The organism is Corynebacterium sp. c25Ua_47, from assembly GCF_039907205.1.
Lineage (GTDB): Bacteria > Actinomycetota > Actinomycetes > Mycobacteriales > Mycobacteriaceae > Corynebacterium > Corynebacterium hiratae.
Window position 1 is genome coordinate 51,595 of record NZ_JASBOH010000010.1, and the last position, 24,136, is coordinate 75,730.

The 24,136-nt window shown below is 61.4% G+C and carries 24 protein-coding genes and 1 tRNA gene; 8 read left to right on the forward strand and 17 right to left on the reverse strand.

Annotated elements, in window-relative coordinates; translation table 11 throughout:
- Position 1: 1 nt before the first annotated feature.
- The 5 genes from QKE52_RS10005 (at position 2) to QKE52_RS10025 (ending at position 6,958) form a co-directional block, all read left to right on the forward strand.
- Positions 2 to 784 (forward strand): HNH endonuclease family protein, encoded by a 783-nt coding sequence (locus QKE52_RS10005; protein WP_347948721.1) that lies wholly within the window; start codon positions 2 to 4, stop codon positions 782 to 784.
- A 370-nt stretch (positions 785 to 1,154) separates the two neighbouring features.
- Positions 1,155 to 2,138 (forward strand): ABC transporter permease, encoded by a 984-nt coding sequence (locus tag QKE52_RS10010; protein WP_049155780.1) that lies wholly within the window; start codon positions 1,155 to 1,157, stop codon positions 2,136 to 2,138.
- On the forward strand, positions 2,139 to 3,224 hold the full coding sequence (locus QKE52_RS10015) for an ABC transporter permease (RefSeq protein WP_046647355.1): 1,086 nt from the start codon (positions 2,139 to 2,141) through the stop codon (positions 3,222 to 3,224). It begins immediately after the preceding gene.
- Positions 3,221 to 5,191, forward strand: coding sequence for an ABC transporter ATP-binding protein (locus QKE52_RS10020; RefSeq protein ID WP_175973395.1), 1,971 nt, complete (start codon positions 3,221 to 3,223; stop codon positions 5,189 to 5,191). The genes QKE52_RS10015 and QKE52_RS10020 overlap by 4 nt, the downstream gene beginning before the upstream one ends.
- Before the next feature lie 57 nt (positions 5,192 to 5,248).
- Positions 5,249 to 6,958, forward strand: coding sequence for an ABC transporter family substrate-binding protein (locus QKE52_RS10025; protein WP_049155772.1), 1,710 nt, complete (start codon positions 5,249 to 5,251; stop codon positions 6,956 to 6,958).
- Positions 6,959 to 7,083: 125 nt separating this feature from the next.
- Here QKE52_RS10025 and QKE52_RS10030 read toward each other — a convergent pair whose 3' ends face one another.
- From QKE52_RS10030 to pflB, 5 genes are all read right to left on the reverse strand, one after another.
- Positions 7,084 to 8,280 carry an SPFH domain-containing protein gene (locus QKE52_RS10030; RefSeq protein ID WP_049155768.1) on the reverse strand — a complete coding sequence of 399 codons (1,197 nt, stop codon included), beginning with the start codon at positions 8,278 to 8,280 and terminating at the stop codon, positions 7,084 to 7,086.
- A gap of 104 nt (positions 8,281 to 8,384) precedes the next feature.
- Complete coding sequence (locus QKE52_RS10035; RefSeq protein WP_347948722.1) at positions 8,385 to 9,635, reverse strand: alpha/beta fold hydrolase; 1,251 nt, start codon at positions 9,633 to 9,635, stop codon at positions 8,385 to 8,387.
- A 4-nt stretch (positions 9,636 to 9,639) separates the two neighbouring features.
- The gene (gene pflA, locus QKE52_RS10040; protein ID WP_102234070.1) at positions 9,640 to 10,509 is read right to left on the reverse strand and encodes a pyruvate formate-lyase-activating protein; all 870 of its coding nucleotides are present in this window, start codon (positions 10,507 to 10,509) and stop codon (positions 9,640 to 9,642) included.
- The gene (grcA2, locus tag QKE52_RS10045) at positions 10,510 to 10,761 is read right to left on the reverse strand and encodes an autonomous glycyl radical cofactor GrcA2 (RefSeq protein WP_039676708.1); all 252 of its coding nucleotides are present in this window, start codon (positions 10,759 to 10,761) and stop codon (positions 10,510 to 10,512) included.
- A 35-nt stretch (positions 10,762 to 10,796) separates the two neighbouring features.
- Entirely contained in the window at positions 10,797 to 12,908 is a 2,112-nt protein-coding gene (gene pflB / locus QKE52_RS10050; RefSeq protein ID WP_284467126.1) for a formate C-acetyltransferase, read from the reverse strand.
- Between the two features lie 355 nt (positions 12,909 to 13,263).
- On the opposite strand from pflB, the gene QKE52_RS10055 reads away from it, so the two are divergent.
- Positions 13,264 to 15,186 carry a solute carrier family 23 protein gene (locus tag QKE52_RS10055; protein WP_347948723.1) on the forward strand — a complete coding sequence of 641 codons (1,923 nt, stop codon included), beginning with the start codon at positions 13,264 to 13,266 and terminating at the stop codon, positions 15,184 to 15,186.
- A 79-nt stretch (positions 15,187 to 15,265) separates the two neighbouring features.
- On the opposite strand, the gene QKE52_RS10060 is transcribed toward QKE52_RS10055, so the two are convergent.
- Positions 15,266 to 15,871: a hypothetical protein gene (locus QKE52_RS10060; protein ID WP_347948724.1), complete on the reverse strand. Its 606-nt coding sequence runs from the start codon at positions 15,869 to 15,871 to the stop codon at positions 15,266 to 15,268.
- Between the two features lie 83 nt (positions 15,872 to 15,954).
- The gene (locus QKE52_RS10065) at positions 15,955 to 16,257 is read right to left on the reverse strand and encodes a hypothetical protein (RefSeq protein ID WP_230308861.1); all 303 of its coding nucleotides are present in this window, start codon (positions 16,255 to 16,257) and stop codon (positions 15,955 to 15,957) included.
- Positions 16,258 to 16,400: 143 nt separating this feature from the next.
- Between QKE52_RS10065 and QKE52_RS10070 the strand changes: the two genes are divergently transcribed.
- Positions 16,401 to 17,171 carry a DeoR/GlpR family DNA-binding transcription regulator gene (locus QKE52_RS10070; protein WP_046647415.1) on the forward strand — a complete coding sequence of 257 codons (771 nt, stop codon included), beginning with the start codon at positions 16,401 to 16,403 and terminating at the stop codon, positions 17,169 to 17,171.
- Here QKE52_RS10070 and QKE52_RS10075 read toward each other — a convergent pair.
- Together QKE52_RS10075 and QKE52_RS10080 are read right to left on the reverse strand one after the other, a co-directional pair.
- Positions 17,168 to 17,524 (reverse strand): DUF3817 domain-containing protein, encoded by a 357-nt coding sequence (locus QKE52_RS10075; protein ID WP_046647365.1) that lies wholly within the window; start codon positions 17,522 to 17,524, stop codon positions 17,168 to 17,170. The genes QKE52_RS10070 and QKE52_RS10075 overlap by 4 nt on opposite strands.
- On the reverse strand, positions 17,521 to 17,919 hold the full coding sequence (locus QKE52_RS10080; protein ID WP_347948737.1) for a hypothetical protein: 399 nt from the start codon (positions 17,917 to 17,919) through the stop codon (positions 17,521 to 17,523). Before QKE52_RS10080 ends, QKE52_RS10075 begins: the two co-directional genes overlap by 4 nt.
- A 143-nt stretch (positions 17,920 to 18,062) precedes the next feature.
- Here QKE52_RS10080 and QKE52_RS10085 point away from each other — a divergent pair.
- A tRNA-Leu gene (locus QKE52_RS10085) sits at positions 18,063 to 18,144 on the forward strand.
- Between the two features lie 363 nt (positions 18,145 to 18,507).
- Here the strand turns inward: QKE52_RS10085 and rdgB are convergent.
- From rdgB to clpS, 8 genes are all read right to left on the reverse strand, one after another.
- The gene (rdgB, locus tag QKE52_RS10090) at positions 18,508 to 19,119 is read right to left on the reverse strand and encodes an RdgB/HAM1 family non-canonical purine NTP pyrophosphatase (protein ID WP_070680953.1); all 612 of its coding nucleotides are present in this window, start codon (positions 19,117 to 19,119) and stop codon (positions 18,508 to 18,510) included.
- Positions 19,113 to 19,841, reverse strand: coding sequence for a ribonuclease PH (gene rph, locus QKE52_RS10095; RefSeq protein WP_046647369.1), 729 nt, complete (start codon positions 19,839 to 19,841; stop codon positions 19,113 to 19,115). Before rph ends, rdgB begins: the two co-directional genes overlap by 7 nt.
- 22 nt (positions 19,842 to 19,863) lie before the next feature.
- Positions 19,864 to 20,631 (reverse strand): MBL fold metallo-hydrolase, encoded by a 768-nt coding sequence (locus tag QKE52_RS10100; RefSeq protein WP_046647370.1) that lies wholly within the window; start codon positions 20,629 to 20,631, stop codon positions 19,864 to 19,866.
- Positions 20,632 to 20,698: 67 nt separating this feature from the next.
- The gene (gene murI / locus QKE52_RS10105; protein ID WP_347948725.1) at positions 20,699 to 21,475 is read right to left on the reverse strand and encodes a glutamate racemase; all 777 of its coding nucleotides are present in this window, start codon (positions 21,473 to 21,475) and stop codon (positions 20,699 to 20,701) included.
- Positions 21,475 to 22,197 carry a rhomboid family intramembrane serine protease gene (locus QKE52_RS10110; RefSeq protein ID WP_232751589.1) on the reverse strand — a complete coding sequence of 241 codons (723 nt, stop codon included), beginning with the start codon at positions 22,195 to 22,197 and terminating at the stop codon, positions 21,475 to 21,477. Before QKE52_RS10110 ends, murI begins: the two co-directional genes overlap by 1 nt.
- A gap of 13 nt (positions 22,198 to 22,210) precedes the next feature.
- The gene (locus QKE52_RS10115) at positions 22,211 to 23,155 is read right to left on the reverse strand and encodes a P1 family peptidase (RefSeq protein ID WP_293777479.1); all 945 of its coding nucleotides are present in this window, start codon (positions 23,153 to 23,155) and stop codon (positions 22,211 to 22,213) included.
- Between the two features lie 22 nt (positions 23,156 to 23,177).
- Positions 23,178 to 23,714 carry a DUF2017 domain-containing protein gene (locus tag QKE52_RS10120; protein ID WP_046647374.1) on the reverse strand — a complete coding sequence of 179 codons (537 nt, stop codon included), beginning with the start codon at positions 23,712 to 23,714 and terminating at the stop codon, positions 23,178 to 23,180.
- A 3-nt stretch (positions 23,715 to 23,717) separates the two neighbouring features.
- Positions 23,718 to 24,053 carry an ATP-dependent Clp protease adapter ClpS gene (gene clpS / locus QKE52_RS10125; RefSeq protein WP_049155733.1) on the reverse strand — a complete coding sequence of 112 codons (336 nt, stop codon included), beginning with the start codon at positions 24,051 to 24,053 and terminating at the stop codon, positions 23,718 to 23,720.
- Positions 24,054 to 24,136: the final 83 nt, after the last annotated feature.

Below are 24,136 nucleotides of genomic sequence, written 5' to 3' on the forward strand. Positions count from 1 at the left end.
CATGGCCTCTCGTACCCCGTTCTTCATCGCCGCGCTGCTCAACGCCGCGGTGGCTGTGCTCGTGGCGATCGGCCTGCTCCTCCCCTCCCCGGCTGCTCCCCCAGCGGCGGGGCCGAGTGCTTCCACAACGACAGCGGAGCCCGCGCAAGAGTCCCCCGCAGAAGAACAGACCGACGAGGCCACGCCCGCGCCAAGCATTGCGCCGGACATTGCCGAGACGCTCGCCGCCTTAGAATCCCTGGAGGTCAAGGGCCGCGCCCCCATGACCGGTTATGAACGCGAGGAATTCGGCCAAGCTTGGTCTGATGACGTCTCGGTGGAGTTTGGCCACAACGGCTGCGATACCCGCAACGATATCCTCCGCAGGGACTTGGATCCGGAGAGCCTCGTGCTCAAGGAAGGAACCCACGACTGCGTGGCGCTCGCCGGTACTTTGCATGACCCCTATTCAGGCCAGGACATTGAGTTTCAGCGTGGGGCGCAGACCTCGAGTGCAGTGCAGATCGATCACGTTGTGGCGCTGGCCGACGCCTGGCAGAAAGGCGCCCAGCAATGGTCACCCGAAAAGCGCCGCAACTTTGCCAATGACCCACGCAACCTCCTTGCCGTCGATGGTCCTCTCAACCAGCAGAAAGGCGCTGGCGATGCCGCCACGTGGCTGCCGCCCAACAAAGGTTTTCGCTGTGAGTATGCGCGTCGCATCGTCGAGGTAAAAGCAGTCTATGAAATCTGGGTCACGGAGGCAGAAAAAGATGCGCTAAGCCGGCTCCTGCATGCTTGCTGAGCGTTCCTTACCCCTTATCTATTCAGCGCAATCCCCCTGCACACTACCCCCAAACTATGCGCATATTATTCACTCCCACCCAGGCAATCAGGCACGATTTGTGAGCCCAAAGAAGCTTTCAGTCCCTGCACCGACACTCCCCTGCTTGCAGATTTCTATAGGCCAATTAATATGTAATTAATACAAAGTTTTCACACGCGGGGAGTACCCCCATGAAACAAAAACAATCATTATTCCTCTCCTGTCTCACATTTCTTTTAATATGTGACACAGCACCTAGCCTGAGGTCTAGGTCACATGAGTGCCGTTAACTCTTATCGGCCGCCATACTCACCGAATCTGCCGAGACAAACCCTGCGAAGGAATAGTGATGTTCAAGTACATCATCAAGAAGACCGCCAGCTGGCTGGTAGTCATCTTCCTCGCGACTAATATCGCGTATCTCCTGGCCGCAACCTTCCTTGATCCCCGATCAAATTATGTCGGCCGCAACCCACCGCTCGAGCCGGAAGAAATCGGCCGCATCCTCACTCCGCTCGGACTCAATCCTGAGACCCCGCTTATTGAGCGCTGGTGGGGCTGGCTCTCTAACATTCTCTTCCACTGGGACTGGGGTACCTCCCCTCTCGGCGACCCGGTCAGCGCACAAATCGCTCACCGCGCACTCGTCTCGGCGCAGCTGCTGCTCGTCGCCACAATCCTCTCCGTCATCATCGGCGTTGGCCTCGGTGTCTACACCGCTTCCCGCCAATACAAAGCGGCTGACCGCTTCTGGCAGGGCGTTTCCATCATCACGATGAACACCCACGTGGTCGTCGCCTCCATTCTGGTTGTTGCCGGTGGCCTGTGGATCAACCGCGTCACCGGCCACCGCGTGGTCTACGTGACGGGCGCGTCCAGCCTCGGTGTCGAGGGCTTCTTCCCCAAACTTCTGGATATGGCGCAGCACCTCATCCTGCCGTCCATTTCCCTCATCATCATCAGTTACGCCGGGTATCACATGATGCAGCGCACCTTGCTGCTGGATAACCTGAACGCCGATTATGTGCGCACCGCCCGCGCCAAGGGCCTGACCCGTGCGCAGGCTATTCGCAAGCACGCCCTGCGCACCTCCATCATCCCGGTTGCGACCTCCGTGGCCTTCTCCGTTCCCGGCATTTTCACCGGCGCCATCATGACGGAAACCATCTTCGCGTGGAAGGGAATGGGCCAGTACTTCATCGAAACCATCAGCCGCAACGATGTCAACGGCACCACCGCCGTCGCCGCCTTCGGTGCCGTCATGATTGCTTTCTCCGCAATTCTGGCTGACCTCGTCGTCGTAGCCCTCGATCCGCGAGTAAGGGTGAGCTAAATGTCTCCAGAAAAGAAATCCACGTCGCCGCGCTCAGAAGCACGCCACACCGAGCGCCACCGCCGCAACGATCTCGCCATCGACACCGCCGCGGACAACCTTGGCGTGCGCCCGCATACCGCCACTGCTGACTTTTCACCGCAGACCGAACCCAGCGCACAGTCCGCACTTGGTTCCGGCGTCGATGTCGATGACGCACAGCGCAAGCAGTTCTCCAGCAACGAGTTCCGCGGCACCTCAAAGCTCAAGCTGTACGTTCGCCGTTTCTTTCGCAACAAGTTCGCGGCCGTCGGCCTCGTCATCTTCGTGTTGCTCACCCTGCTGGCCATCTTTGGCAGCCTGCTGACCCCCTGGGGTTTCGATGAGCCGGACTTCTTCAACCTGTCCACCGGACCTTCCTCCGAGCACTGGTTCGGCACGACCGATTCCGGTAACGATCTCTTCGCACAAACCGTCCACGGCCTGGGCCGCTCGCTCATCATTGCGCTTATCGTGTCGATAGCATCCACGGTTTTGTCCGCTTTCATCGGCGCGGCCGCGGCCATTTACGGAGGCGCGGTGGAAAAGGTCATCCTGGCCGTCATCCACTTCCTGCTGGCTATTCCGACCTTCCTGCTCATCGCTCTGGTGGTCTCCGATTCCGGCGGTGACTGGAAGCTGCTCATCGTGGTGCTCATCGTCTTCGGCTGGATGTACCCGGCGCGTGTCATCTGGGCCATGGCGCTGAGTGTGCGCGAGAACGACTACGTCCGCGCCGCGGACTACATGGGTGTTTCGCGCCTGCGCACCATCTTCCGCCACGTAGTGCCCAACATCGGTTCGCTGCTCATCATCCAAGCGGCCCTGGGCGTGGTGTCCACCATCATGTCGGAGACCGCGCTGTCCTTCTTGGGCTTGGGCGTGAAGCTTCCCGACGTCTCCCTGGGCACCCTCCTGGCCGGCGGCGCCAACGCCGTCGAGGCTTCACCCTGGCTCTTCTACTTCCCTGCAGGCATCCTCACGCTGCTGACCGTCTCCATGGCGTTCATCGCCGACGGTCTGCGCGACGCCATTGACCCCAACTCGAACTCTGGAGGCCGAGCATGACCCCGCAGAATACTGCGCATAACGCCAACGCCGTCCCGGCCAGCCGCGCTACCGATCCCGCCGCGTCCGCCGACCCGGTTCTGTCCGTACGCAATCTGTCCGTCACCTTCCCCTCGGAGGCCGGCTCCGTCCACGCCGTACGTGGCGTTGACTTCGACCTTATGCCGGGCCGCACCCTGGCCATTGTGGGCGAGTCCGGCTCCGGTAAGTCCGTCACCTCAATGGCGGTTATGGGTCTGCTGCCGGATTACGCCAAGGTGGAAGGCTCCGTGGTCTATGCCGGCACCGAGCTCATCGGCAAGTCCGACAAGGAGATGTCGAAGATCCGCGGCAAGGACATCGCCATGATCTTCCAGGACCCGCTCTCCTCCCTGACCCCGGTGTTCTCCATCGGCGACCAGCTCATCGAAGCCATCCAGACCCACCGCGATGTCTCCACGAAGGAGGCGGAGAAGGAGGCCATTCGCCTGCTCGAACTCGTCGGCATTCCGGAGGCGGACAAGCGCGTGAAGTCCTTCCCGCACGAGTTCTCCGGTGGTATGCGTCAGCGCGTGGTCATCGCCATCGCCATGGCGAATAACCCGCGCGTCATCATCGCCGACGAGCCCACCACGGCCCTCGACGTCACCATCCAGGCTCAGATCCTGGAGGTCCTCAAGGTGGCGCAGCGCGAAACCGGCGCCGCGGTCATCATGATTACCCACGACATGGGTGTCGTGGCCGGCACAGCCGACGACGTCCTCGTCATGTACGCCGGTCGCCCGGTGGAGCTGGGCGATGTCGACACCATCTTCAACAACCCCAAGATGCCCTACACCGTGGGTCTTCTCGGGTCGACGCCGCGCGTCGACAAGGCCACCGATGAGCCGCTGACCCCCATAGCGGGTACCCCGCCGCGGCTGATTGAGGTCGCCGCCGAGTGCCCCTTCGCCGACCGTTGCCCAGTGGTGATGGACGAGTGCCGCACCATGGAGCCGGAGCTGCGTGAGCTTGGCGACGGCCCCGGCCACTACGCCTCCTGCCTACGCTCCGATGAAATTGAGGACGGCACGATTGGCGGCGAGCGCATGTACCCACTACCGAAGATTTCCGCCGATACCTTGGGCGATACGCCCTACGACCAGCGCCCCGTCACCTTGGAGGTCAAGAACCTGGTCAAGGACTTCCCGCTCATCAAGGGAGCGATTCTCAAGCGCCGCGTCGGCACCGTCCATGCGGTCAAGAACGTCAGCTTCGACGTACACCAGGGCGAGTGCTTCGCCATCGTGGGCGAGTCCGGCTCCGGCAAGACCACCACCCTGCTGGAAATCATGGACCTCAACCCACCAGAGGGCTCCACCATCGTGGTCAACGGCACCAACACCTCCGGCTTGAGTGCGTCGGCACGCCGCAAGCTGCGCAAGGACATCCAGATCGTCTTCCAGGACCCAATGAGCTCGCTCAACCCGCGCATGACCATCCGTGAGATCATCGCTGAGCCGCTGGAATCGCTGGGGTACGAGGGGGACGTCGGCCAGCGCGTGGCTGAGCTGATGAAACTCGTCGGCCTCGAATCCCACCAGGTGGACCGCTTCCCCGGACACTTCTCTGGCGGACAGCGCCAGCGCATCGGCCTGGCCCGTGCTCTGGCCACCAACCCCTCCATCGTGGTGCTCGACGAGCCCGTCTCCGCCCTCGACGTGTCCATCCAGGCTGGCATCATCAACCTGCTGCATGACCTGAAGAACCGCCTCGGTATTTCCCTGGTGTTCGTCGCCCACGACCTCTCCGTGGTGCGCCACCTTTCCGACAAGGTCGCCGTGATGTACAAGGGCGACTTCGTGGAATACGGCCCCACGGACGAGGTCTTCGACAACCCGCAACACGCCTATACCCGCGCGCTGCTCTCCGCCATCCCGGTGCCGGATCCAGCCGTGGAACGTGACCGGGTGCGCGAGATTTACCAGCCCGCCGAAACCCCGGCTTAGCAAGACTTATAACTAAATACTCCCCGTCTCCATGTTTCCTCTCGAAAGGACACAAAAATGAACATGAAGCTCCGCAGGACCGCCCTCGCAGTGGTCACCGCCTCTGCCCTCATTCTCACCGGCTGCGCCTCCGACGGCGGCTCCGGCAGCTCCGATGGCTCCAAGGACTCCAGCAACTCCGCAGCCGGCGAGAAGCTGGACGTCAAGCTGGACGGTTCCTACAACGCCAAGGACCGCTCCGAGCTCAAGCAGGGCGGCGAGCTGCGCCTGGCCATCACCGAGATCTCCCAGCAGCAGAACCCCTTCCAGGCCGACGGTACCCGCTACACCAGCGACGTCTGGAAGTTCTACAACCCGCAGATCGGTCTTTTCGACGGATCCGGCGAGTTCCACGTCAACAATGACTACATCACGGACGTCAAGGACGAGGAGAAGGACGGCAAGACCGTCGTCACCTACACCATCCACGAGAAGGCCCAGTACAACGACGGCACCCCGATTGACTGGAAGGCCTTCGAGAACACCTGGAAGTTCAACAACGGTGAGGACGAGGAGGCTAACGTCTCCTCCACCGATGGCTACGAGCTCATCGAGTCCGTCGAGCCAGGTGAGAACGACAAGCAGGCCGTCATCACCTTCAAGCAGGCATACCCCTGGTGGCAGGGTCTGTTCAACATCCTGCTCCCGCCGCAAATTGACTCCGCCAAGAAGTTCAACGAAGCCTACCTCGGTGAGGTCCACCCAGAGTGGGGCGCGGGCCCGTTCAAGGTTGAAAACGTTGACTTCCAGAGCGGCAGCGCTACCTTCGTCCCGAACGAGAAGTGGTGGGGCGATAAGCCTTTCCTGGACAAGGTGACCTACCGTCAGATGGAGGATCAGGCCTCCATCAACGCGTTCAAGGCCGGCGAGATTGACGCCACCGGCGTGGGCAACAAGGAGCGCCTGGCTGCAGTCAAGGACATGCAGGGCATTGAGATCCGCACCGCCATGGCCCCGTCCAACTCGCTCATCGTTCTCAACTCCAAGAACGAGATTCTTTCCGATGCCAAGGTCCGCGAGGCCATCATGACCGGTATCGACCGCTCCACGCTGTCCGGCATCCGCTTCAACGGCCTCAACGGCTACACCGAGGAGTTGCCGGGATCCTTCAACCTGTACCAGACCCAGGAGGGCTACGAGGACAACTTCGGGTCTGTGGTGAAGTTCGATGCCGAGAAGGCTAAGTCCCTGCTCGACGAGGCCGGCTGGAAGGAAGGCGGCGACGGCATCCGCGAGAAGGACGGCAAGAAGCTGTCCATGCGCTACACGCTGTTGGGTGATTCTTCCATCAGCAAGGCCCTGGCCACCGCCACCCAGAAGATGATGAAGGACATCGGCGTGGACCTGAAGGTGGAGGAGCGCCCGTCCGCGGACTTCTCCAAGATCACCTCCTCCTATGACTTTGATGTCTTCCCCATGGGCTTCTCCTCCGGCGATCCGTTCGGTGTGGCCTACTTCGGCCAGATTTACCGCTCCGGCTCCCAGCTCAACCGCTCCGGCACGGGTACCCCGGAGATGGACAAGAAGATCGACGAGCTCTCCCAGATCGCCGATCCAAACGAGCAGATCAAGGAAGCCAACAAGCTGGAGAAGGAAGCACTGGGTCAGTTCGGCATTATGCCGATTTACAACGGCCCGGCCATGGTGGCTACCAGCCCGGACATCGCGAACTTCGGCGCCAACTCCTTCGCCGTCATCGAGGTGGAGAACATCGGCTACACCAAGTAAGTAGCGCGCCAGGCACCGCGTCTCATTATTCGCAGTGCCTAGCCACTCCATACGCCGTGTAGGGGCAACGACAAGAGGGCCTTCCCAAACTGCGGGAAGGCCCTCTTCGTGTGTTTTAGCTGTCTTTAGTTGTCCTTGTTGAGCTGGTTGCGCAGCTGGTCAAAGTAGTCGCGCGCGCTCTGCGGCTGGTTGTTGCCCTGCGGCGGGGCCGGGAAGCCGGAGAACTGACCAAAGCCCTGGCCCTGCTGTGCGTTCTGCACCTGCTCCTGTGCCTGTTGCTGGGCGCGCTGCGCCTGCTCCATCAGCTCAGCATCGCGGCGGGCACGCTCATCGCGCTCGCGGCGCTCCTGCTCCTCACGGCGGCGACGCTCAGCAGCGGCGTTCTCGCGGCTGTGTTTTGCTTCGCCGGCCGGCACCTTCGGCTTCGGGGCTTCATTAATAGCGTTAGTGGACAGCAACGTATCGCGCATACCACCGAAGAGATCCTGCATGCCGCCCGGGTTAGACGGCATGTACAGCACGTTGGTGTGGGCGCGGTCGGCCACATCCACCATGGCGTCGAGGTACTGGGAGACCAGCATGAGGGTCTCGGGGTTCTCCTGCACGCCGGCAGCACGCAGCAGCTCATACTGCTGGGCAATACCTTCGACGATCTCCTTACGTTGGTCAGCCACACCGCGACCCTGCAGCTTCTTAGCCTCGGCCGCACCCTCGGCTTCCTTGACCACGCGGATCTTCTCGGCCTCCGCCTGGGCTACGGCTGCCTCGCGCTCACGCTGCGCCGCGTTAATGGAGTTCATGGACTCGCGCACGCGGGCATCCGGGCGAATATCGGTGACCAGGGTATTGACGAAGTTCCAGCCGTAGGCGGCCATGTTATCGCGCAGGGACATCGCCACGTTGCGGGCGATGGTGTCCTTGGAAGAGAAGGAATCATCCAGATTCATGTTTGCCACGGAGGAACGGACATTGTCCTGCACGTAGGCCACGATCTGCTGCTCGTGGTTGGACAGGGTGTAGAAGGCCTGGCGCTCGCTGCCCTGGACTACCTCATACTGCACGGCAACGGGGATCTGAACGAAGACGTTGTCCTTGGTCTTGGTTTCCACCATGACATCGAGCTGACGGATTTGCAGGCTGATCTTGGCGCGCACGCGGTCGACGTAGGGCAGCTTGAAGTGCAAGCCCGCGTGAGCAACGTTCACGAACTTACCCATCCGCTCAATGATGGCGGCTTCCTTCGTCCGGACGATGAAGAAACCGTCGAAGGCGGTGGCAATAATAAGTAGGAGAATCACGCCAATGACGATGAGACCGGCCATAGGCTTATCCTTTCTGCTCGATTCAGATTTTCCTAACCAGTGTGCCACACGGTGACCACCACCACATCTCGAGGGAGATCACTCCCCGAGCTCACTCGGAGCCTTTAATGCTCGTCAGCTACTCGGAAGAGCTCACCCAGAATCCCCGCGCCGTCCTCACTAATCCCATTGTGCTGGAAGCGGTTGGTCACCACTGGGCGCAAGTCGCGATAGGTCTCCGCCGTGGCTAGGGAATCCTCGAAGGGCACGAAGATATCGTCGAGGTAGATGGCGGCGGAGGCGGTAACGGGGGCGTCGGCAAGCGCGGCAGCATCGTACGGAGAGCTTGCCCACTCGTGGGCGGCGAGCTCCTCGGCAGCCTGCTTGAAGGGGCGCAGCGCCGGGTCCTCATCGAACTGCCAAGGGAAAATGTGCTCACCGGTCAGATAGGTGCCGCCTTCGGCGAACTCGGGGAATTCCTCGCGTATGCGGTGCGCCGCCCAGCCGGTGACGGCTTGGCCGCCGACGCCACCGTAGATGGATTCATGAATCGCCGCGTACAGCGGGCCGGCCTGGAAGCTCACGCGGCTGCCGACGTCGTTGAGGAAGTCCGAACGCAAGCGCTTCTCACCGTTCACGGTGCGGAAAGGTTCCTCCAGCAGGTAACCCAGAGAATCGAATCCGGTACCGCGGCCCAGTTCGATGCCGATGGTGCGGAAGCGGCGCGAGGACAGTCTCTCCCCCGTCGGCAGCAGCTCCTCCGAGTTGTCCAGGTGGTGGATAATCTCCTCGACGCGAGCTTGAGCCCACGGGAACTGGGCATAGAAGCGCTCGTGGCGGACCTTGAGCTTGGCAAAGGTCGTACGGTAGAGCTCATCCGCGCCCTTGGTCAGGGTGGGCAGGCCGCCGGTGAGGAAGGCACGCCCGATGGAATCGGGGAACATCGAGGCATAGGCGGTAATGATGAAGCCGCCGAAGGATTGGCCGAAGAGATCCCAGGAATCCTCGCCGAGGTGCTCGCGCAGGTGCTCGGCATCGCGCACGATATTCTCCTGCCGCAGCTGCGCTAGGCGCGCAGCGCTGCGATCCTCAGCCGGGCTGAGCTCATCGATGCGGTGGCTGCGCCCGGTGCCGCGCTGGTCCATAAGTATCCAGCGGTAGCGCTCCAAGCCCTTTCCGATGAGCCCGGTGGCACCCGTCGGCCGCGGCGCCGGGAAACCCGGCCCGCCCTGGTTATAGAGCAGCGCCGGGTAATTCTCACCGCCGGGAGGGATGATTTCCCGGGCGTAAAGCTCGAACTCCCCCGCGGCGGGATTGTCATAGTCCCAGGGGACGGTGATGATGTGTTCCTTGATGGTGTGGCCGAAGCGTTTCATGCTTCTAGTAGACCACGAAACCTTCCTTGCGGAATACCTCGCGGATCTCCTCCACGTCTTCCGGCTTCGGCGGCTTCGTATCCTCCAGGGTGTACGGGTAGCCCAGCTCGTGCCACTTGTCCGCGCCCATGTTGTGGAAGGGCAGCACCTCGACGCGCTCAACGTTGCTCTTCCAGCGGGAGACAATTTTGGCTACGTTGGCGACATTCTCGGGGCCGTCGGTAAGCCCCGGCACCACCACGAAGCGGATCCAGACCGGCTTGCCTATGGCGTTGAGGCGATCCCCAAAATCGATCGTCGGCTGCAGCTCGCGGCGGGTGACCTTCTTATAGGTCTCCTCGTCACCGGACTTGACGTCGAGCAGCACCAGGTCGATGTTGTCTAGATCCTCATCGCGCAGGCGCGCCCCGAGGTAACCCGAGGTGTCGATCGTCGTGTGGATGCCTGCATCGTGGACTTCCTTGAGCAAGCGCCGTGCGAAGGCGATCTGGAAGAGCGGCTCACCGCCCGAAATGGTCAGCCCACCACCGGAGGCCTTGAAGACGGGCTTATAGCGCTTGATGCGCTTGACCACATCCTCGATGCGCTCCAAGGTTCCGACCTTCATCTCCATGGTGTCGGGATTGTGGCAATACTGGCAGCGCAACGGGCACCCGGACATAAACATGGTCATGCGGGTTCCAGGCCCATCCACGGCCGTCACCAGCTCCCAGGAGTGCACCAGTGCGACGTCGCCGGAGCGGCGGGCCTGCATCAACTCCGGGCGGGTGTAGCCCTCGAGGTCGTTGTCCGTTCCTAAACCGGCGGCGGCGCCGCGCACCTTCTCCCCTTCTTCTGGGGTAAGGCGCACGACGCCGGTAATGCCATCTGCCATTTAGGAGCCCTGGTGGAAGGTACGGGAGATGACGTCCAGCTGCTGCTCGCGGGTGAGCTTCACAAAGTTGACCGCGTAGCCGGAAACGCGAACCGTGAGGTTCGGGTACTTCTCCGGGTGCTCAACGGCGTCCTCCAGGGTGGACTTGTCCAGGACGTTGATGTTGGCGTGGTAGAGGCCCGAGTCCATGTTGTTGGCGGTGCGGTTGGCCTTCATGGTGGCGAGGCGCTCGTCAAAAGTTGGGGTTGCCATGATGTGTTCTCCTTAGGAAGTGGTGTGGACGTGGTCTATTCAGAATCCATGATGAAGCCGGCATCAAGGACGCCCACCAGGTTGGTGATGCGCTCCTCCGGGGTGCGGCCCAATCCGGATGGGGTGATGGTGTTGGTCAGCGAGATGCCATCGAGGGCATCCTTGTAATCCAACTTGCCCACCGACAGCATGGAGGCGACCATGCCGTGGTTATCCGCGCCGTTCTCCGGATTAGCGCCCGGGGCGAACGGGGTACCTGCCTCGTGGCCGGACGGGAAGGAACCAGTTGCCTTGCCGTAGACCACGTTGGAAGTAATGGTCAGCACCGACTGGGTCGGAATGGCGTTGCGGTACATCGGGATGGCCTTAATCTTCGCCATGACGGTGTGGACGATGGTAGCGGCGATGTCATCGGCGCGGTCATCATCGTTGCCGTAGAAGGGGAAGTCACCTTCCGTCTTGTAGTCCACGATGAGGCCGGTCTCATCGCGCACCGGGTAGACCTTGGCGTACTTAATGGCGGAAAGCGAGTCAGCCACGATGGACAGGCCGGCGATACCGCAGCCCATGGAGCGCACGATATCGGAATCGTGCAGCGCCATCTCAATGGACTCGTAAGCGTACTTGTCGTGGCAGTAGTGGATGATGTTCAGGGCCTCAACGTAGGTGCCGACGACCCAATCCAGCATCTCCTCGTACTTCTGCCAGACCTCGTCAAAGTCGAGCGGGCCATCGCCCTGGATAGGCTCATAACCATCCACGACCTGCTTGCCGCTGACCTCGTCGCGACCGCCGTTGATGGCGTAAAGCAGGGCCTTGGCGGCGTTCACGCGGGCACCGAAGAACTGCATTTGCTTGCCGACGGCCATCGGGGACACGCAGCACGCAATCGCGGCGTCATCGCCCCACTGGTCACGAATCTGCTTATCGGACTCGTACTGGATGGAGGAGGTCTCAATCGAGATGTGGGCGCAGAATTCCTTGTAGCCCGCCGGCAGCTGCGGATCCCAGAAGATGGTGATGTTCGGCTCCGGTGATGGGCCCAGGTTAATCAAGGTCTGCAGCAGGCGGAAGGAGGTCTTGGTGACCTGGTGGCGGCCATCAGTACCGAAGCCTGCATCGGTCCAGGTTGCCCAGTACGGGTCGCCGGAGAAGATCTGGTCATAGTCCTCGGTGCGCAAGAAGCGCACGATGCGCAGCTTGAGCACCAGCTGGTCGATGATCTCCTGGGCATCTTCCTCAGTGAGGATGCCTGCGGCGAAATCACGCTCAAAGTAGCAGTCGAAGAAGGCGGAAAGGCGGCCGATGGACATCGCTGCACCGTCTTGGGACTTGATGGAGGCCAAGTAGCCAAAGTAAGTCCACTGCACTGCTTCGTGGGCAGTCTTCGCCGGCTTCGAGATATCGAAGCCATAAGACTCAGCCATGATCTTGAGCTTCTTCAGGGCCTTGATCTGCTCGGCGTGCTCCTCACGGTAGCGGGCCCAGTGCTCGGAGAATCCGATATCACCGACTGCGCTCTTGGATGCTTCCTTCTCGGCGATGAGGTAGTCCACGCCATAGAGAGCCACGCGGCGGTAGTCACCGATGATGCGGCCGCGGCCATAAGCATCCGGCAGGCCGGTGATGATGTGAGAGGAACGCGCTGCGCGGATGCGCGGGGTGTAGATATCGAAGACTGCATCGTTGTGGGTCTTGCGGTAGCGCGTGAAGATCTTCTCGATCTCCGGATCGGTTTCCTTACCGGCTTCCTTAATGGCCTGCTTGACCATGCGCCAGCCACCGTTGGGCATCATGGCGCGCTTCAGCGGAGAATCCGTCTGCAGACCCACGATGACGTTGTCATCCTCACAGATGTAGCCGGCCGGGAAAGCATCGATATCGCTCGGGGTGTGGGTATCCACGTCGAAGATGCGCTTCTGGCGCTCGACGGACAGGTAATTCTTCTCCAAATGATCCCACACGCGTTGCGTCTTCTCGGTGGGTCCAGCAAGGAAGGAGGAGTCCCCGTCATAAGGGGTGTAATTGCGCTGGATGAAATCACGAACGTCAATGTTTTCAGTCCACGGGCCGGGCTCAAAGCCCTTCCATGCCTCGAACTGCACAGACTGTTCCGTTGCGGTGGTCACTATTTTGACTCCCTTCATAGTTCGCACGACGCGTAACACTTAGTCGCAGAAGGGCTGTGGGTGACTTCGGCTCACGGGCAATTCGGTCAACACGTATCGTCACCGAACCCCTCTCTGTAGCCCATAGTAGGGGTACAACCGCATAACCTCACATCGGCAAATGCGGGCCCCATGCCACCGAACGGGCTGGTTTTAGCACCACACTGGTCAGCTCTCTCATAGGTAACGACCGTACGGTTAGATGCGGGGGTAAATCACCCCCTGACGTGGCCTTTCCCACACCTTCCAGGCAAGTTCTTGGTGCCTGTCCGCGCCGCGCTCTATTGTTATGCGCAGTATCCTCGTCTCGCTTTTTAGCAAGGAGCCTCCCCGCGTGTCCGACACCGCCGCTACCGCTAGCCCTGCCACTCCCCCAACGCACCCCGTTGATGTTGTCCCGCCAGCGCCCAAGTTAGCTGCGCTCGGTCTGCAGCACGTCCTCGCTTTCTACGCTGGCGCGGTCATCGTCCCGCTGCTTATCGCGGGGTCGCTGGGGCTGGATGAGGCCACCACGATCCACCTCATCAACGCTGACTTGTTGACCTGTGGTCTGGCGACGTTGATCCAGGCGGTGGGCGTCGGCAAGCACATCGGCGTCCGGCTGCCCATCATCCAGGGCGTAACCACCACGGCGGTCAGCCCCATCATTGCCATCGGCATGAGCGCTGGTGACCAGCCACTGCCCACGATCTATGGTGCGATTATTGCTGCCGGTATCTTTACCTTCTTCGCCGCGCCGGTCTTTGGACGCGTGCTCAAGTACTTCCCGCCGATTGTCACCGGCACCGTGCTTCTGGTCATGGGTACGTCGCTGCTGGCGGTCTCAGCAAATGACTTTGTCAATTACGCTGACGGGGTCCCGGCCGCGCGCGATCTGCTCTATGGTTTCGGCACGCTGGCCATCATCATTGTTGTGCAGCGTTTCTTCCGCGGCTTCCTGGGCACGCTGTCTGTGTTGCTTGGTTTGGTCATCGGTACTGGCGTGGCCTTCGTGCTGGGCGATACGTCCTTTGACGGCGTGCGTGAGGCTGATGCCATCGGCATGACGACGCCTTTCTACTTCGGTATGCCGAAGTTCGACATCATGGCGATTCTCTCCCTCATCATCGTCATGATTATCACCATGGTGGAAACCACCGGCGATGTCTTCGCTACCGGTGAGATTGTGAAAAAGCGCATCAAGCGCGATGACGTTGTGCGCGCCATTCGCGCCGACGGTCTCTCCACCACCCTTGGTGGCGTGATGAACTCCTTCCCCTACACCTGCTTCGCGCAGAACGTCGGCCTCGTCCGTCTCACCGGTGTGAAGTCCCGCTGGGTCGCGGTGTCAGCAGCGGGCTTCATGATCATCCTGGGCCTGCTGCCCAAGGCCGCAGCGATCGTTGCGGCTATCCCCTCCCCGGTCCTCGGCGGTGCCTCCCTCGCTCTGTTCGCCAACGTTGCCTGGGCCGGCCTGCAGACCATCGCGAAGGAAGACATCGCCGACGGACGCAACGCCGCCATCGTTACCACCGCGCTGGGGCTGGCCATGCTCGTCACCTTCAAGCCGGACGTAGCGACTGCCTTCCCGGAGTGGGCGCAGATCTTCGTCTCCTCCGGAATGTCCATCGGCGCTATCACCGCAATCCTGCTCAACTTGCTCTTCTTCCACGTCGGCTCGCAGTCCGGCGATGATGTCAGCCGCCTCGACGGCGCCGGCGTCTCGCTCAAGGAGCTCAACGAGATGGACCGCGAGAGCTTCGTCAGCGCTCTGCGCCCGCTCTTCAACAACGAAATCTGGCCGCTCGAAGCCGCCTGGGAACTGCGCCCCTTCCAGGACGTCAGCCAGTTGCGCGAGGCAATCCAGGTCACGGTGCTCACCGCTCCGAGCGACCAGCGCCGTGCACTGATCCACGACTACCCGGCGATGGATGAGCTGCTGCTGGCCGATTCCGACACGGCCGCCACCATCTCCGCCGACCGCGGTTCCTTGGCCTTGGACGACCTCGATGACGTGCAAACGCAGCAGCTTATCGACGTCTCACAGGCCTACCGCGAGCGCTTCGACATGCCGTTCGTGGCATACCTGGACACCAACGACTCGGCCGACCGGGTTATCGATGCGGGCGTGCGCCGCTTGTCCAACTCGGATGAGCTGGAGCAGCGCGTGGTCTTGAGCGAAATCATCGAGATTGCCAATGACCGCTTCGATATCCTCCTTGCGGACGCTAACCCGGTACGGGCTTATTGGGACCGCAAGTTCACGGAGGTGGAATGAACATAGTTCATTCCACGTACGGGGGACACTCGACGTAGAAAAAGGATCATTCCACGCAAAAGGGCACTCGACGTGAGGTCTAGCTGAACTCCATGGTCACCTGGGCGTCAGGGTCTACTCCGTGAATGATGCCCTCATAGAAATTGCGAGCTTGATCCTGCAGGAGCTCGCGGTTGTCGTCGATGTCCTCGCGCTTCTTATCGGCGCTGAGGACATCCGACACTGTAGATGCGGCGTCGATCGGCTGGGTGGTCCAGCTGAGCACGCCGTTGTTTTCCACGGCGGTCTTGAACTCCTCATCGGAATGCCCAATGAAGATGAAGTCCGGGATGTGGACAGTGTAGGCATGCTCGCCGGTCTCAGTGACGCGAACGTCCTTGCCTTCGATACCGAGCTTGGCTTTATAGGAATACTGCACAAATTGTGTTCGGCTAGTCCACGGAACCTTCACGCCTAAGACCTGACCCACGGAAGATTTCTCCGCCAGCCCCTGGATACCCAGGCTGAGCAAGACCACCTGCTCTTCGCGCTGGACGGCCTTAACCACCTGCGTGTTGGTTGACTGCACCGGCGCGGTATAAACCTCGTGCGGCTGGCGCACGGCGTAGACACCAAGCGCAGCGCAGGCCAGCGACAACAGCACCACGAGGGCGATGAGGGTGGTGCTTAGTTTGCGAGGAGACATAAAGCCCGTCCTTTGTGTGATTCAGAAAAAGATGCCTTCTAGACTAGCCCTTCGATCTGAACCCAGCCCCACACACAATGCTTTTACCTTGCTCTGATGAGGGCCTGCTGATCCACGAAGGCGCCAAAGGCCATCAACAAGGTGTCAAGCTCCGTGCGCAAGTGGCGGTGCATAACCACCGCCCCAGAACGCCGAAGCCGTTCTTCGGCAACCCCGTTGACGTCGCCTAGCACCAGCACCACGTGGCCGGGGAGGACGCCATCGAATTCTGTGGCGTCGAGAACCACACCATCGCACGCGCGTGCTTCCTCTTCCGTACTGATCCACCGAACACGCACTCCGTGTGGTGCGTAGCGTGCCACATCCGCAGCCAAACGCTCGCTCATTAAAAGCCCGAGAGTTACTGTCATACGCATTTCAATCACCTGTCCTGAAGCCTTGTGACAAGGGCTTTTACCTTGCCTAGCCACAGAATAAAGATTGAAACGTTCACTGTATATGGTCGTTTCAGTTCTATATGATCAGGGCCATGGACAAGGAAGAACGTCAGCGCAGAATCATCTGGGCGGTTGACTCGGGGAGCAAAACGGTCAACCAACTACAAGAACTCACTGGGGCCTCCGCGATTACCATCCGCCGAGATCTCACCGAGCTGGAAGAAGCTGGGGCACTCACGCGCTTTCATGGCGGCGCTCGCCCCGCTGTGCGACGGGGTGCCCGCTATCCCCTAGAGGTTCGCCGGAAAGAAGATCCCGCCGGCAAACGTGCGATCGCTGCGGAGGCTGCCCGTCTTGTTGAACCAGGCTCCTGCGTGCTCATTGACTCAGGGACCACGCCGACAGCCGTTGCCCGCAACCTCGCCGGCATGGACATCACAGCACTAGCAATGTCTCTGTACGCGGGCGCAGCATTAGCCAAGACGCCGGGCAGCGACGTCCTAATTCCAGGCGGAACCGTCAATAGCGACGATCTTGCGGTGTACGGGGCAGAAGCGGTTGACACAGTCATGTCCATGCGCTTCGACTTAGCAATCGTGGGTGTCTGCGCGTGCACTCCGTCGGTGGGCCTTATGTCCCCGAACCTTACCGAGGCCACCATCAAACGGGCCTACTTTAAAGCGGCCCGACGTGTCATCGTTGTCACCACACCAGAGAAGTTCACCCGCATGTCGGCCCACCGAGTGGCCACCTTTGACCAGGTCGACACGGTCATCACAACAACTGACCTATCCCCGGACATAGCCCAGGACGTGGTCGATTTTGGCGCCAACCTCACGATGGTGCCGGTAGAAGACTCTTAAAGCTGGAACTGCTCAACAACTTCAGTGCGGCGCTTGTGCTCCATCCAGAAGGAAAGGAACGGAACAACACCGGCGAGCGCCGTGGTAAAGAGCTTGCCTACCGGCCACATTGCACGCGGACCGAGGACCAGGATGGATACGAGGTAGACCATGTAGGCCACGCCGTGCGCTTGGGCGATGAGCGTAGCCCACGATGGCATCTCCATGCCCACGCCGTATTGCAGGATCATGCGCGCGACGAGAATGAGAAGGAAAATACCGGTAATCGTGGCGGCAATGGAAAAGAACTTCAGCGGGCCACGGATACGCGCCTGGCGGTCAGGATGGACAGCGTTGTTCACTGGGTTGCTCATAAATTCTCCTCTTCGGTGCCGCGACGGCGGCGCTGCTTGTTCATAGCGTTGAAGGTTTCCACATCAATCTGCGGACGGGGCGGTAGGAAATCTTCGTCGATTTTAGTCTCGGTGTGCTCCTTGGCCGCGCGCACGTCCTCTGCCTCATATTGGGCTGGCTCTTCTCCCCGCTGGAGGGCTTCGTTCTCGGCATCGATTCGCTCATTCTCGTAGCGCATGGCGGTGCGGTAAGCGTAAACAACAAATATCGCGAACAGCGGCCATTGGAAGGCGTATCCCAAGTTCTGGAAGGTTCCCGAACCGGAGCGGAACCGCGTCCATTGCCAGTAAGCAAGGAACAAAAAGAGCACGACGAAGAGCACGATGAGGACGATGTGCCACCATCGAACCTTCATCCGCTTTTTCGGTGCTGGGTTGGTGCTCACTCTGAACAGCCTACCCACCACGCCCAGAAAAGTGGATTTCCGTCTATGGCCTGCCGCCCTGTAGGCTAGTGACCGTTGCGCAGAGCAAAGAGTGCTCCATAGCAGCGAAACCAGCGCCCGTGGCGGAATTGGCAGACGCGCTAGATTTAGGTTCTAGTGTCTTATGACGTGTGAGTTCAAGTCTCACCGGGCGCACATAGTCTGACCCCGCACGGTTTCCGTGTGGGGTCTTGTCGCCACAGCGCTCGGCGATCCTACATGGTTCTTTTCAGACAGTTCCCCTCATCGGGTTCTTTTGGGGGCAAAGAAACCACCTAAAGCACTACAGAAGGTTCGTTTGGGGGCAGGCGAACCATATGAGTAGAACCATGTGCGGAGAGACCAAAGCCACAGGACCATCTGCGAGGTAGCTTCTGCATTTCCCCAGGTGGTCTTCGCAGAATATGCGCAGATGGTCCTTCTAGTTTGGTCCCCCATCAACCAGGCCAGCTAGCGGATGCCGGGCTTGCGGTGATGTCTCGGCGGACGCTGGAGCTCGTGGTGATGGCGGGCGGAGGCTTAGGCTTGGCCGGCGAGGGCCGCTAGGGGTTCGCGCAGCTGCGCCAGCGCGCGGCCGCGGTGCGAGACGGCGTTCTTCTCCTCCGGGGACATCTCCGCAGCAGAGCGGGATTCACCTTCGGGCTGGAAGAGCGGATCGTAGCCAAAGCCATTCTCGCCCTGTGGGGCGGTGAGCAAGGAGCCTGGCCAGCGGCCCTCCACCACGTGTTCCTGCCCATCCGGGGTCACCAGCGCGCAGACCGACACGAAGGCAGCCGCGCGGCGCTCGGCGGGCACGTGGGACATCTGCCCCAGCAGCAGCCGGTTATTGGCTTCATCGTCACCGTGGCCGCCCGACCACCGAGCAGAGAGCACACCTGGCATGCCGTTGAGTTCTTCCACCGCGAGGCCGGAATCATCCGCGATTGTCGCCAAACCGGTGTGCTGCACCCCGGCGCGCGCCTTGATCAGTGCGTTATCAGCAAACGTGCGACCATCCTCCACCGGCTCTGGGTAGGCCTCCACCGCGGAGAGAGGGAGTAGCTCGATGCCCTCAATGCCGGCGTCGGCGAGGATCTTCTCTAGCTCCTTGAGCTTCTTGGCATTATTCGAAGCGACGAGGAGTTTTACCATCCGAGGGCCGCCTTTTGAGCGTCGATAAGCTGGGCGCAGCCGGCTTGGGCAACGTCCAACATGTCGTTGAGCTCCGCGCGGCCAAACAGCCCGTGCTCACCGGTGCCCTGAATCTCGACGAAGTCCCCGCCTTCCTGCATCACCACGTTGAGATCAACCTCCGCGCGGGAGTCCTCCTCATAGGGCAGGTCCAAGCACACGTGACCATCGATGATGCCCACGGAAACCGCAGCGATGGGATCCAGCAGCGGCTCGCCCGGGACGACGCCCTCCTCCTTGAGGTAAGCAATCGCATCAGCCAGCGCCACATACGCGCCGGTAATCGACGCCGTGCGGGTACCGCCATCTGCCTGCAGCACATCGCAATCCAGCTGGATGGTGTTCTCCCCCAGCTCGGACAGGTCCACGGCGGCGCGCAGGCTGCGGCCCACCAGGCGGGAAATCTCGTGGGTACGGCCCTTGACCTTGCCCTTCATAGACTCGCGCGGCATGCGGTCGTGGGTGGCCGCAGGCAACATCGCGTACTCAGCAGTCAGCCAGCCCTCGCCGGAGTCCTTCTTGAAGCGCGGCACCCCGAATTCCACGGAAGCCGTACACATGACTCGGGTGTTGCCGAACTCCACCAAGACCGACCCGGCCGGGTTGGTGGTGAAGTTGCGGGTAATACGAACGCTACGGAGTTGGTCGAGCGCGCGACCATCGGCACGAGTGAAATCAGTCATGCCCCCTACCTTACCGCGCGTGCTAAAAGTCGAGCTCCATCCCAGCAGCACCGACGACAATCTCACCGTCGAACTCACGGGCAGCTGCGGCATAGGTGGCGGCGGCATCGCCCCACGGCTGCAGGTGAACGAGCACCAGCTTCTTCACGCCCGCCTCGCGCGCCAAGCGGCCAGCTTCTGCCCCCGACATGTGCATGTCCGGGGCCTTATCCTCCGAGGTCTCGCCCCATGCGGCCTCACAGAGGAAAACATCCACGCCCTGGGCAGCCTCAATGAGCGCGGGCGTATAGGCCGAATCCGCGGAATAGCACAGGGTAGAGCCGGCTTTAGCGTGCTCAACCCGCAAGGCATATGTCTCTACCGGGTGAACTGTGCGGAAGGGGGTGATATAGACATCGTCGACAAGCTGGCGTTCCCGATCCACCCAGGGACTGAACGCAAAGGTATCGCTCATGTCATCCACCCCGTCCGGAGTATCCGAGGACAGCCGGCCCAGGTGGGTCTCAGTCGTCGACGGCCCGAGGCAGAAATTGCGGGAGGCTGCGGGCTCTGTGGGGTGGAAGCGGCGCCACACCATCAAAGACGGAAAGTCCAGGCAGTGATCGGCATGGAGATGAGTTAACGCCACGTGTGCATCGCACGGATCCTGGAGTTCCTGCAGGCGTGCAAGCGTACCCGGGCCCAAATCCATGATGATGGACGGAGCAGAGGGGAAAGACAAGAGATAGCCAGAGGCCGGATTACCCACAGTGGGCACCGAGCCGGAACAGCCTAGGATGGTCAGCTTCATGCGTTCAATAGTTCCACGAAACAATGGGGGATGCGGGATTTGGGTCGATTGTACATCCTCACCCGCTCTAAATCTTGGGCCCCAGGAAGCGCGCGGCAAAACGCTCGAAGGCGGCGTGGTCGCCAGTGCACTCGAAACTACGTGTGGGTGCCTGCCCCGCCGGGGCCAGCATGTCCGTGTTGGTGAGGATGCGCAACACATCCTTCGCAGTCTCCTCCGCCGAGGACACCAAGGTGACGTTATCCCCGATAGCGAGCTGGATGACGCCCGTCAGCAGCGGGTAGTGCGTGCAGCCAAGAACGAGCGTGTCGACGCCCGCCGACTGCAGCGGCGCGAGGTAGCCCTCGGCCACACCCAGGATCTGGCGCCCAGCGGTAATGCCGCGCTCGACAAAGTTCACGAAGTCCGGGCACGCGACGGCCGTGCACTCAACATTCGGGTTGACGGCGAACAAATCCTGGTAGGCCCCAGAGTTAATGGTTCCCTTCGTACCAATCACGCCGATCTTGCCGTTGCGGGTGGTGGCGATGGCGCGGCGCACGGCCGGGCGGATGACCTCCACGACCGGAATGGCATAGCGCTCGCGGGCATCGTGTAGGAAAGCGGCCGTGGCGGTGTTGCAGGCGATCACCAGCATCTTGCAGCCGCGCTCCACCAACTCGTCGGCGATGGCGGTGGACAGCTCCCTCACCTCGGCGATGGGCCGCGGGCCGTAGGGGGTATGGGCGGTATCGCCGATGTAGATGATGGATTCGTCGGGAAGCTGCTCGATGATCGTGCGAGCGACGGTCAGGCCGCCCACGCCCGAATCAAAAATCCCGATCGGAGAGGTTGCGTCAGGCATTAACGCATCGCTCCCCGAGGCGCGGGCTTGACCTTCTTAATCGGGTCATCGGAGGTGATCACCATGCCCGCGACGATGCCACCGATGGCGCCGAAGAGGTGGCCCTGCCAGCTGACTCCCTCGTAGATCGGCAGCACGCCCCAAATGAGGCCGGAGTAGGCGAACCCTAGACCAACACCAATCAGGAACTGCCCCAGCGAGCGGTTAAAGATGCCGCGCACGATGAGATAGGCCAGCCAGCCATAGACCATGCCCGAAGCACCGATATGCGAGGTCCCCGGCCCGCCCAGCAGCCACGTGCCCACGCCGGCAATGAGCACCACGATGATGGTGACCTCCCACCATGCCTTGCGGCCTGACAAGCCGATCAGGAAACAAAAGATCGCACCAGGCAACGAGTTTCCGATGAGGTGCTCGAAGTTCGCGTGGAGCAGCGGCGCGGTGAAAATCCCCCAGATGCCGTTGAAGTCCAGCGGATGAATGCCGTACTGCCCCAGCTCGCTTCCAAAGAACAGGAAGTTAATGATGTGGATGATCCACTCGACGGCGAGGAATCCCACCGTGAGAGACGCGGCTGTTTTGAGGCGGCCGGCCCGCGTGTAGTTCTTCGAATCGCCTGTATTAAGGAGGGGCTGCTGTCCCTGTCCCGCGGCAGCGGGGCGGGGTTGGAAGGGGTTAGGCTCATGCGAATGCTGCTGGCCAAAGGGTCCACTCGTCGTCATAATGCCTCCAACTCTAGCAAGCCCGCAGCGAGGAATACGCCTCCAAACCCAGCCCTGGGCTTGCACTCACCACGGCGTCAACGATGGCTGCCTCCACGGCATCGGCAGCAGCTGCGCTTAACGACGCCAACTCCGCCGGGCCGATGCCCTTCTCCGCTGAGCGGACTCCCGAGGCGGCAGCAAACAGCGTATCCCCATCCAGCGGGGAATGCGCTGGGCGCACAGCGCGAGCGATGCCATCGTGGCCCGCGAGCGCCAGGCGCTTGATCTGGGCCTTGCTTAAAGGAGCATCGGTCAACACCGCACCAATGGTGGTATTAAGCCGCGAGGATTCCGCGAATGACTCGGCCAAGCTGCGGGCCGCGGCAAACCGTTCAACGTCGACGGCTGGTGCACCCGGGGCGCCAAACAAGCGCCCGGTCTCAGCATCGATCACCTGGCCCACCGGGTTGGCCACGACGACGGCGGCGACGGAGAAGGGGGAGACGTCGACAAGCGCGGTGCCCACCCCACCCCGCACCTTGCCGGCACAGGCTCCGGTGCCCGCACCCACGCTGCCACTCGTGGCGTCGTGTCCTGCCAACGCGGCGCGTAGAGCCGCCTCGCCGTCTGCCGCCGAGGGACGCTGCGGCCCGGCGAGCAGGTCAAAGATGACCGCGCCCGGGACGATAGGAACGCGCGGGCCGGGGATCTCCTCCCCAAAGACGGGGAAGCCAATCCCTGCCTCCTCCAGCCCGCGCATGACGCCATCCGCAGCGGCCAGCCCAAAGGCCGAGCCGCCTGCCAGAAGAAACGCATGAACGCGCTCGACCGTGTTGTGTGGCTCTAAAAGATCCGTCTCGCGCGTGCCTGGGCCGCCGCCCCGCACGTCGACGCCGGCCACGGCCCCCTGCTCGCCGCAGTAAATGACGGTGACGCCGGTATCCTCACGTGTGACGTGGCCGACGGAAAAGCCCATGTCGGGAAGTGTGCGCACGGTGCTAGTCCATGAGAACGTCGAGCAGCGAATCCTGGCAGAATGCCAGCCATTCCACGAGCGTATCGCGGTCCGCCCCAGGGGTATCCTCCGGCACGTCCCCGGCGGCGATATAGAGGCGCAGATCGTTAAGCCCCGCGAGGAAAGCATGCGCCTCTTCCTCACTAATAGCTACCTCTACCCCGCCAGTCGGCCCCAGCGCGGTGTTAATGACCTGTAGGTTCTCCAGCTTGGCGCGCGCAATGTCGTTCTCATGGAGCGAGCGCATGAGGGAATTGTCTCCATCGAATTCCTCATCCCCCGGCTTCTTGAAGTCCGGAAAGAGGCGGGCCAGCGACGGGTCTTCGGGGGCTTCGGTGTGGCCGGTGGGCATGTCGAGCATGTCCGCCAGCTCATCCTTCGGCGCCGACTGCGCGCGAGCGATGATGGCCTCAGACACCGTCGCGGTGAGGTCACCCAAGACTTCGCGCTCCATCGGCTCGAAAACAGCCGTGTACTTGGCGCCGCGCATGAAGGACTTTTTCTTCTTCCAAGCCTGCATAACCTACCCTGCCTGCTGCATTGTGGCCCAGAGGCCCGCGACCTGCAGCTTCTTCACGTCGGCTTCGACTTTGTCGCGTTCACCCGAGGACACGGCTGCCTTACCTTCGGTATGGACCTGCATCATCAGCTCGTTGGCTCGCTTCTTGTCATAACCTAAAACGGTCTGGAACACGTAGGAGACGTAGCTCATCAGGTTGACTGGATCATCCCAGACAATGCACATCCACGGCAGGTTTTCGCTCGTGGCGACGTCGACGTCAATCGCCTCATCCAGCTCCGGGGTGGCCATGGGTGAACTCATCACCACGCCCGCGGACGTTTCGTTGTGCGCTTTCATGCCCTCTACACTAGCTAAAATTCTCCGCGTCGCGAGCAGTTATACTGTCAGCGACCCTTAACCTGATTATCGTTTCCAGGTGG

Bases quoted from the DNA above. Each gene is read 5' to 3' on its own strand.
- pflB (WP_284467126.1), bottom strand. From the start codon at position 12,908: ATGAAGGGAGTCAAAATAGTGACCACCGCAACGGAACAGTCTGTGCAG.
- grcA2 (WP_039676708.1), bottom strand. From the start codon at position 10,761: ATGGCAACCCCAACTTTTGACGAGCGCCTCGCCACCATGAAGGCCAAC.
- rph (WP_046647369.1), bottom strand. From the start codon at position 19,841: ATGACTGATTTCACTCGTGCCGATGGTCGCGCGCTCGACCAACTCCGT.
- murI (WP_347948725.1), bottom strand. From the start codon at position 21,475: ATGCCTGACGCAACCTCTCCGATCGGGATTTTTGATTCGGGCGTGGGC.
- QKE52_RS10035 (WP_347948722.1), bottom strand. From the start codon at position 9,635: ATGAAACGCTTCGGCCACACCATCAAGGAACACATCATCACCGTCCCC.
- QKE52_RS10070 (WP_046647415.1), top strand. From the start codon at position 16,401: ATGGACAAGGAAGAACGTCAGCGCAGAATCATCTGGGCGGTTGACTCG.
- QKE52_RS10015 (WP_046647355.1), top strand. From the start codon at position 2,139: ATGTCTCCAGAAAAGAAATCCACGTCGCCGCGCTCAGAAGCACGCCAC.
- QKE52_RS10005 (WP_347948721.1), top strand. From the start codon at position 2: ATGGCCTCTCGTACCCCGTTCTTCATCGCCGCGCTGCTCAACGCCGCG.
- clpS (WP_049155733.1), bottom strand. From the start codon at position 24,053: ATGAAAGCGCACAACGAAACGTCCGCGGGCGTGGTGATGAGTTCACCC.
- QKE52_RS10075 (WP_046647365.1), bottom strand. From the start codon at position 17,524: ATGAGCAACCCAGTGAACAACGCTGTCCATCCTGACCGCCAGGCGCGT.
- QKE52_RS10020 (WP_175973395.1), top strand. From the start codon at position 3,221: ATGACCCCGCAGAATACTGCGCATAACGCCAACGCCGTCCCGGCCAGC.
- QKE52_RS10120 (WP_046647374.1), bottom strand. From the start codon at position 23,714: ATGCAGGCTTGGAAGAAGAAAAAGTCCTTCATGCGCGGCGCCAAGTAC.
- QKE52_RS10060 (WP_347948724.1), bottom strand. From the start codon at position 15,871: ATGTCTCCTCGCAAACTAAGCACCACCCTCATCGCCCTCGTGGTGCTG.
- QKE52_RS10025 (WP_049155772.1), top strand. From the start codon at position 5,249: ATGAACATGAAGCTCCGCAGGACCGCCCTCGCAGTGGTCACCGCCTCT.
- pflA (WP_102234070.1), bottom strand. From the start codon at position 10,509: ATGGCAGATGGCATTACCGGCGTCGTGCGCCTTACCCCAGAAGAAGGG.
- QKE52_RS10110 (WP_232751589.1), bottom strand. From the start codon at position 22,197: ATGACGACGAGTGGACCCTTTGGCCAGCAGCATTCGCATGAGCCTAAC.
- QKE52_RS10065 (WP_230308861.1), bottom strand. From the start codon at position 16,257: ATGAGCGAGCGTTTGGCTGCGGATGTGGCACGCTACGCACCACACGGA.
- QKE52_RS10030 (WP_049155768.1), bottom strand. From the start codon at position 8,280: ATGGCCGGTCTCATCGTCATTGGCGTGATTCTCCTACTTATTATTGCC.
- QKE52_RS10080 (WP_347948737.1), bottom strand. From the start codon at position 17,919: ATGAAGGTTCGATGGTGGCACATCGTCCTCATCGTGCTCTTCGTCGTG.
- rdgB (WP_070680953.1), bottom strand. From the start codon at position 19,119: ATGGTAAAACTCCTCGTCGCTTCGAATAATGCCAAGAAGCTCAAGGAG.
- QKE52_RS10100 (WP_046647370.1), bottom strand. From the start codon at position 20,631: ATGAAGCTGACCATCCTAGGCTGTTCCGGCTCGGTGCCCACTGTGGGT.
- QKE52_RS10115 (WP_293777479.1), bottom strand. From the start codon at position 23,155: ATGGGCTTTTCCGTCGGCCACGTCACACGTGAGGATACCGGCGTCACC.
- QKE52_RS10010 (WP_049155780.1), top strand. From the start codon at position 1,155: ATGTTCAAGTACATCATCAAGAAGACCGCCAGCTGGCTGGTAGTCATC.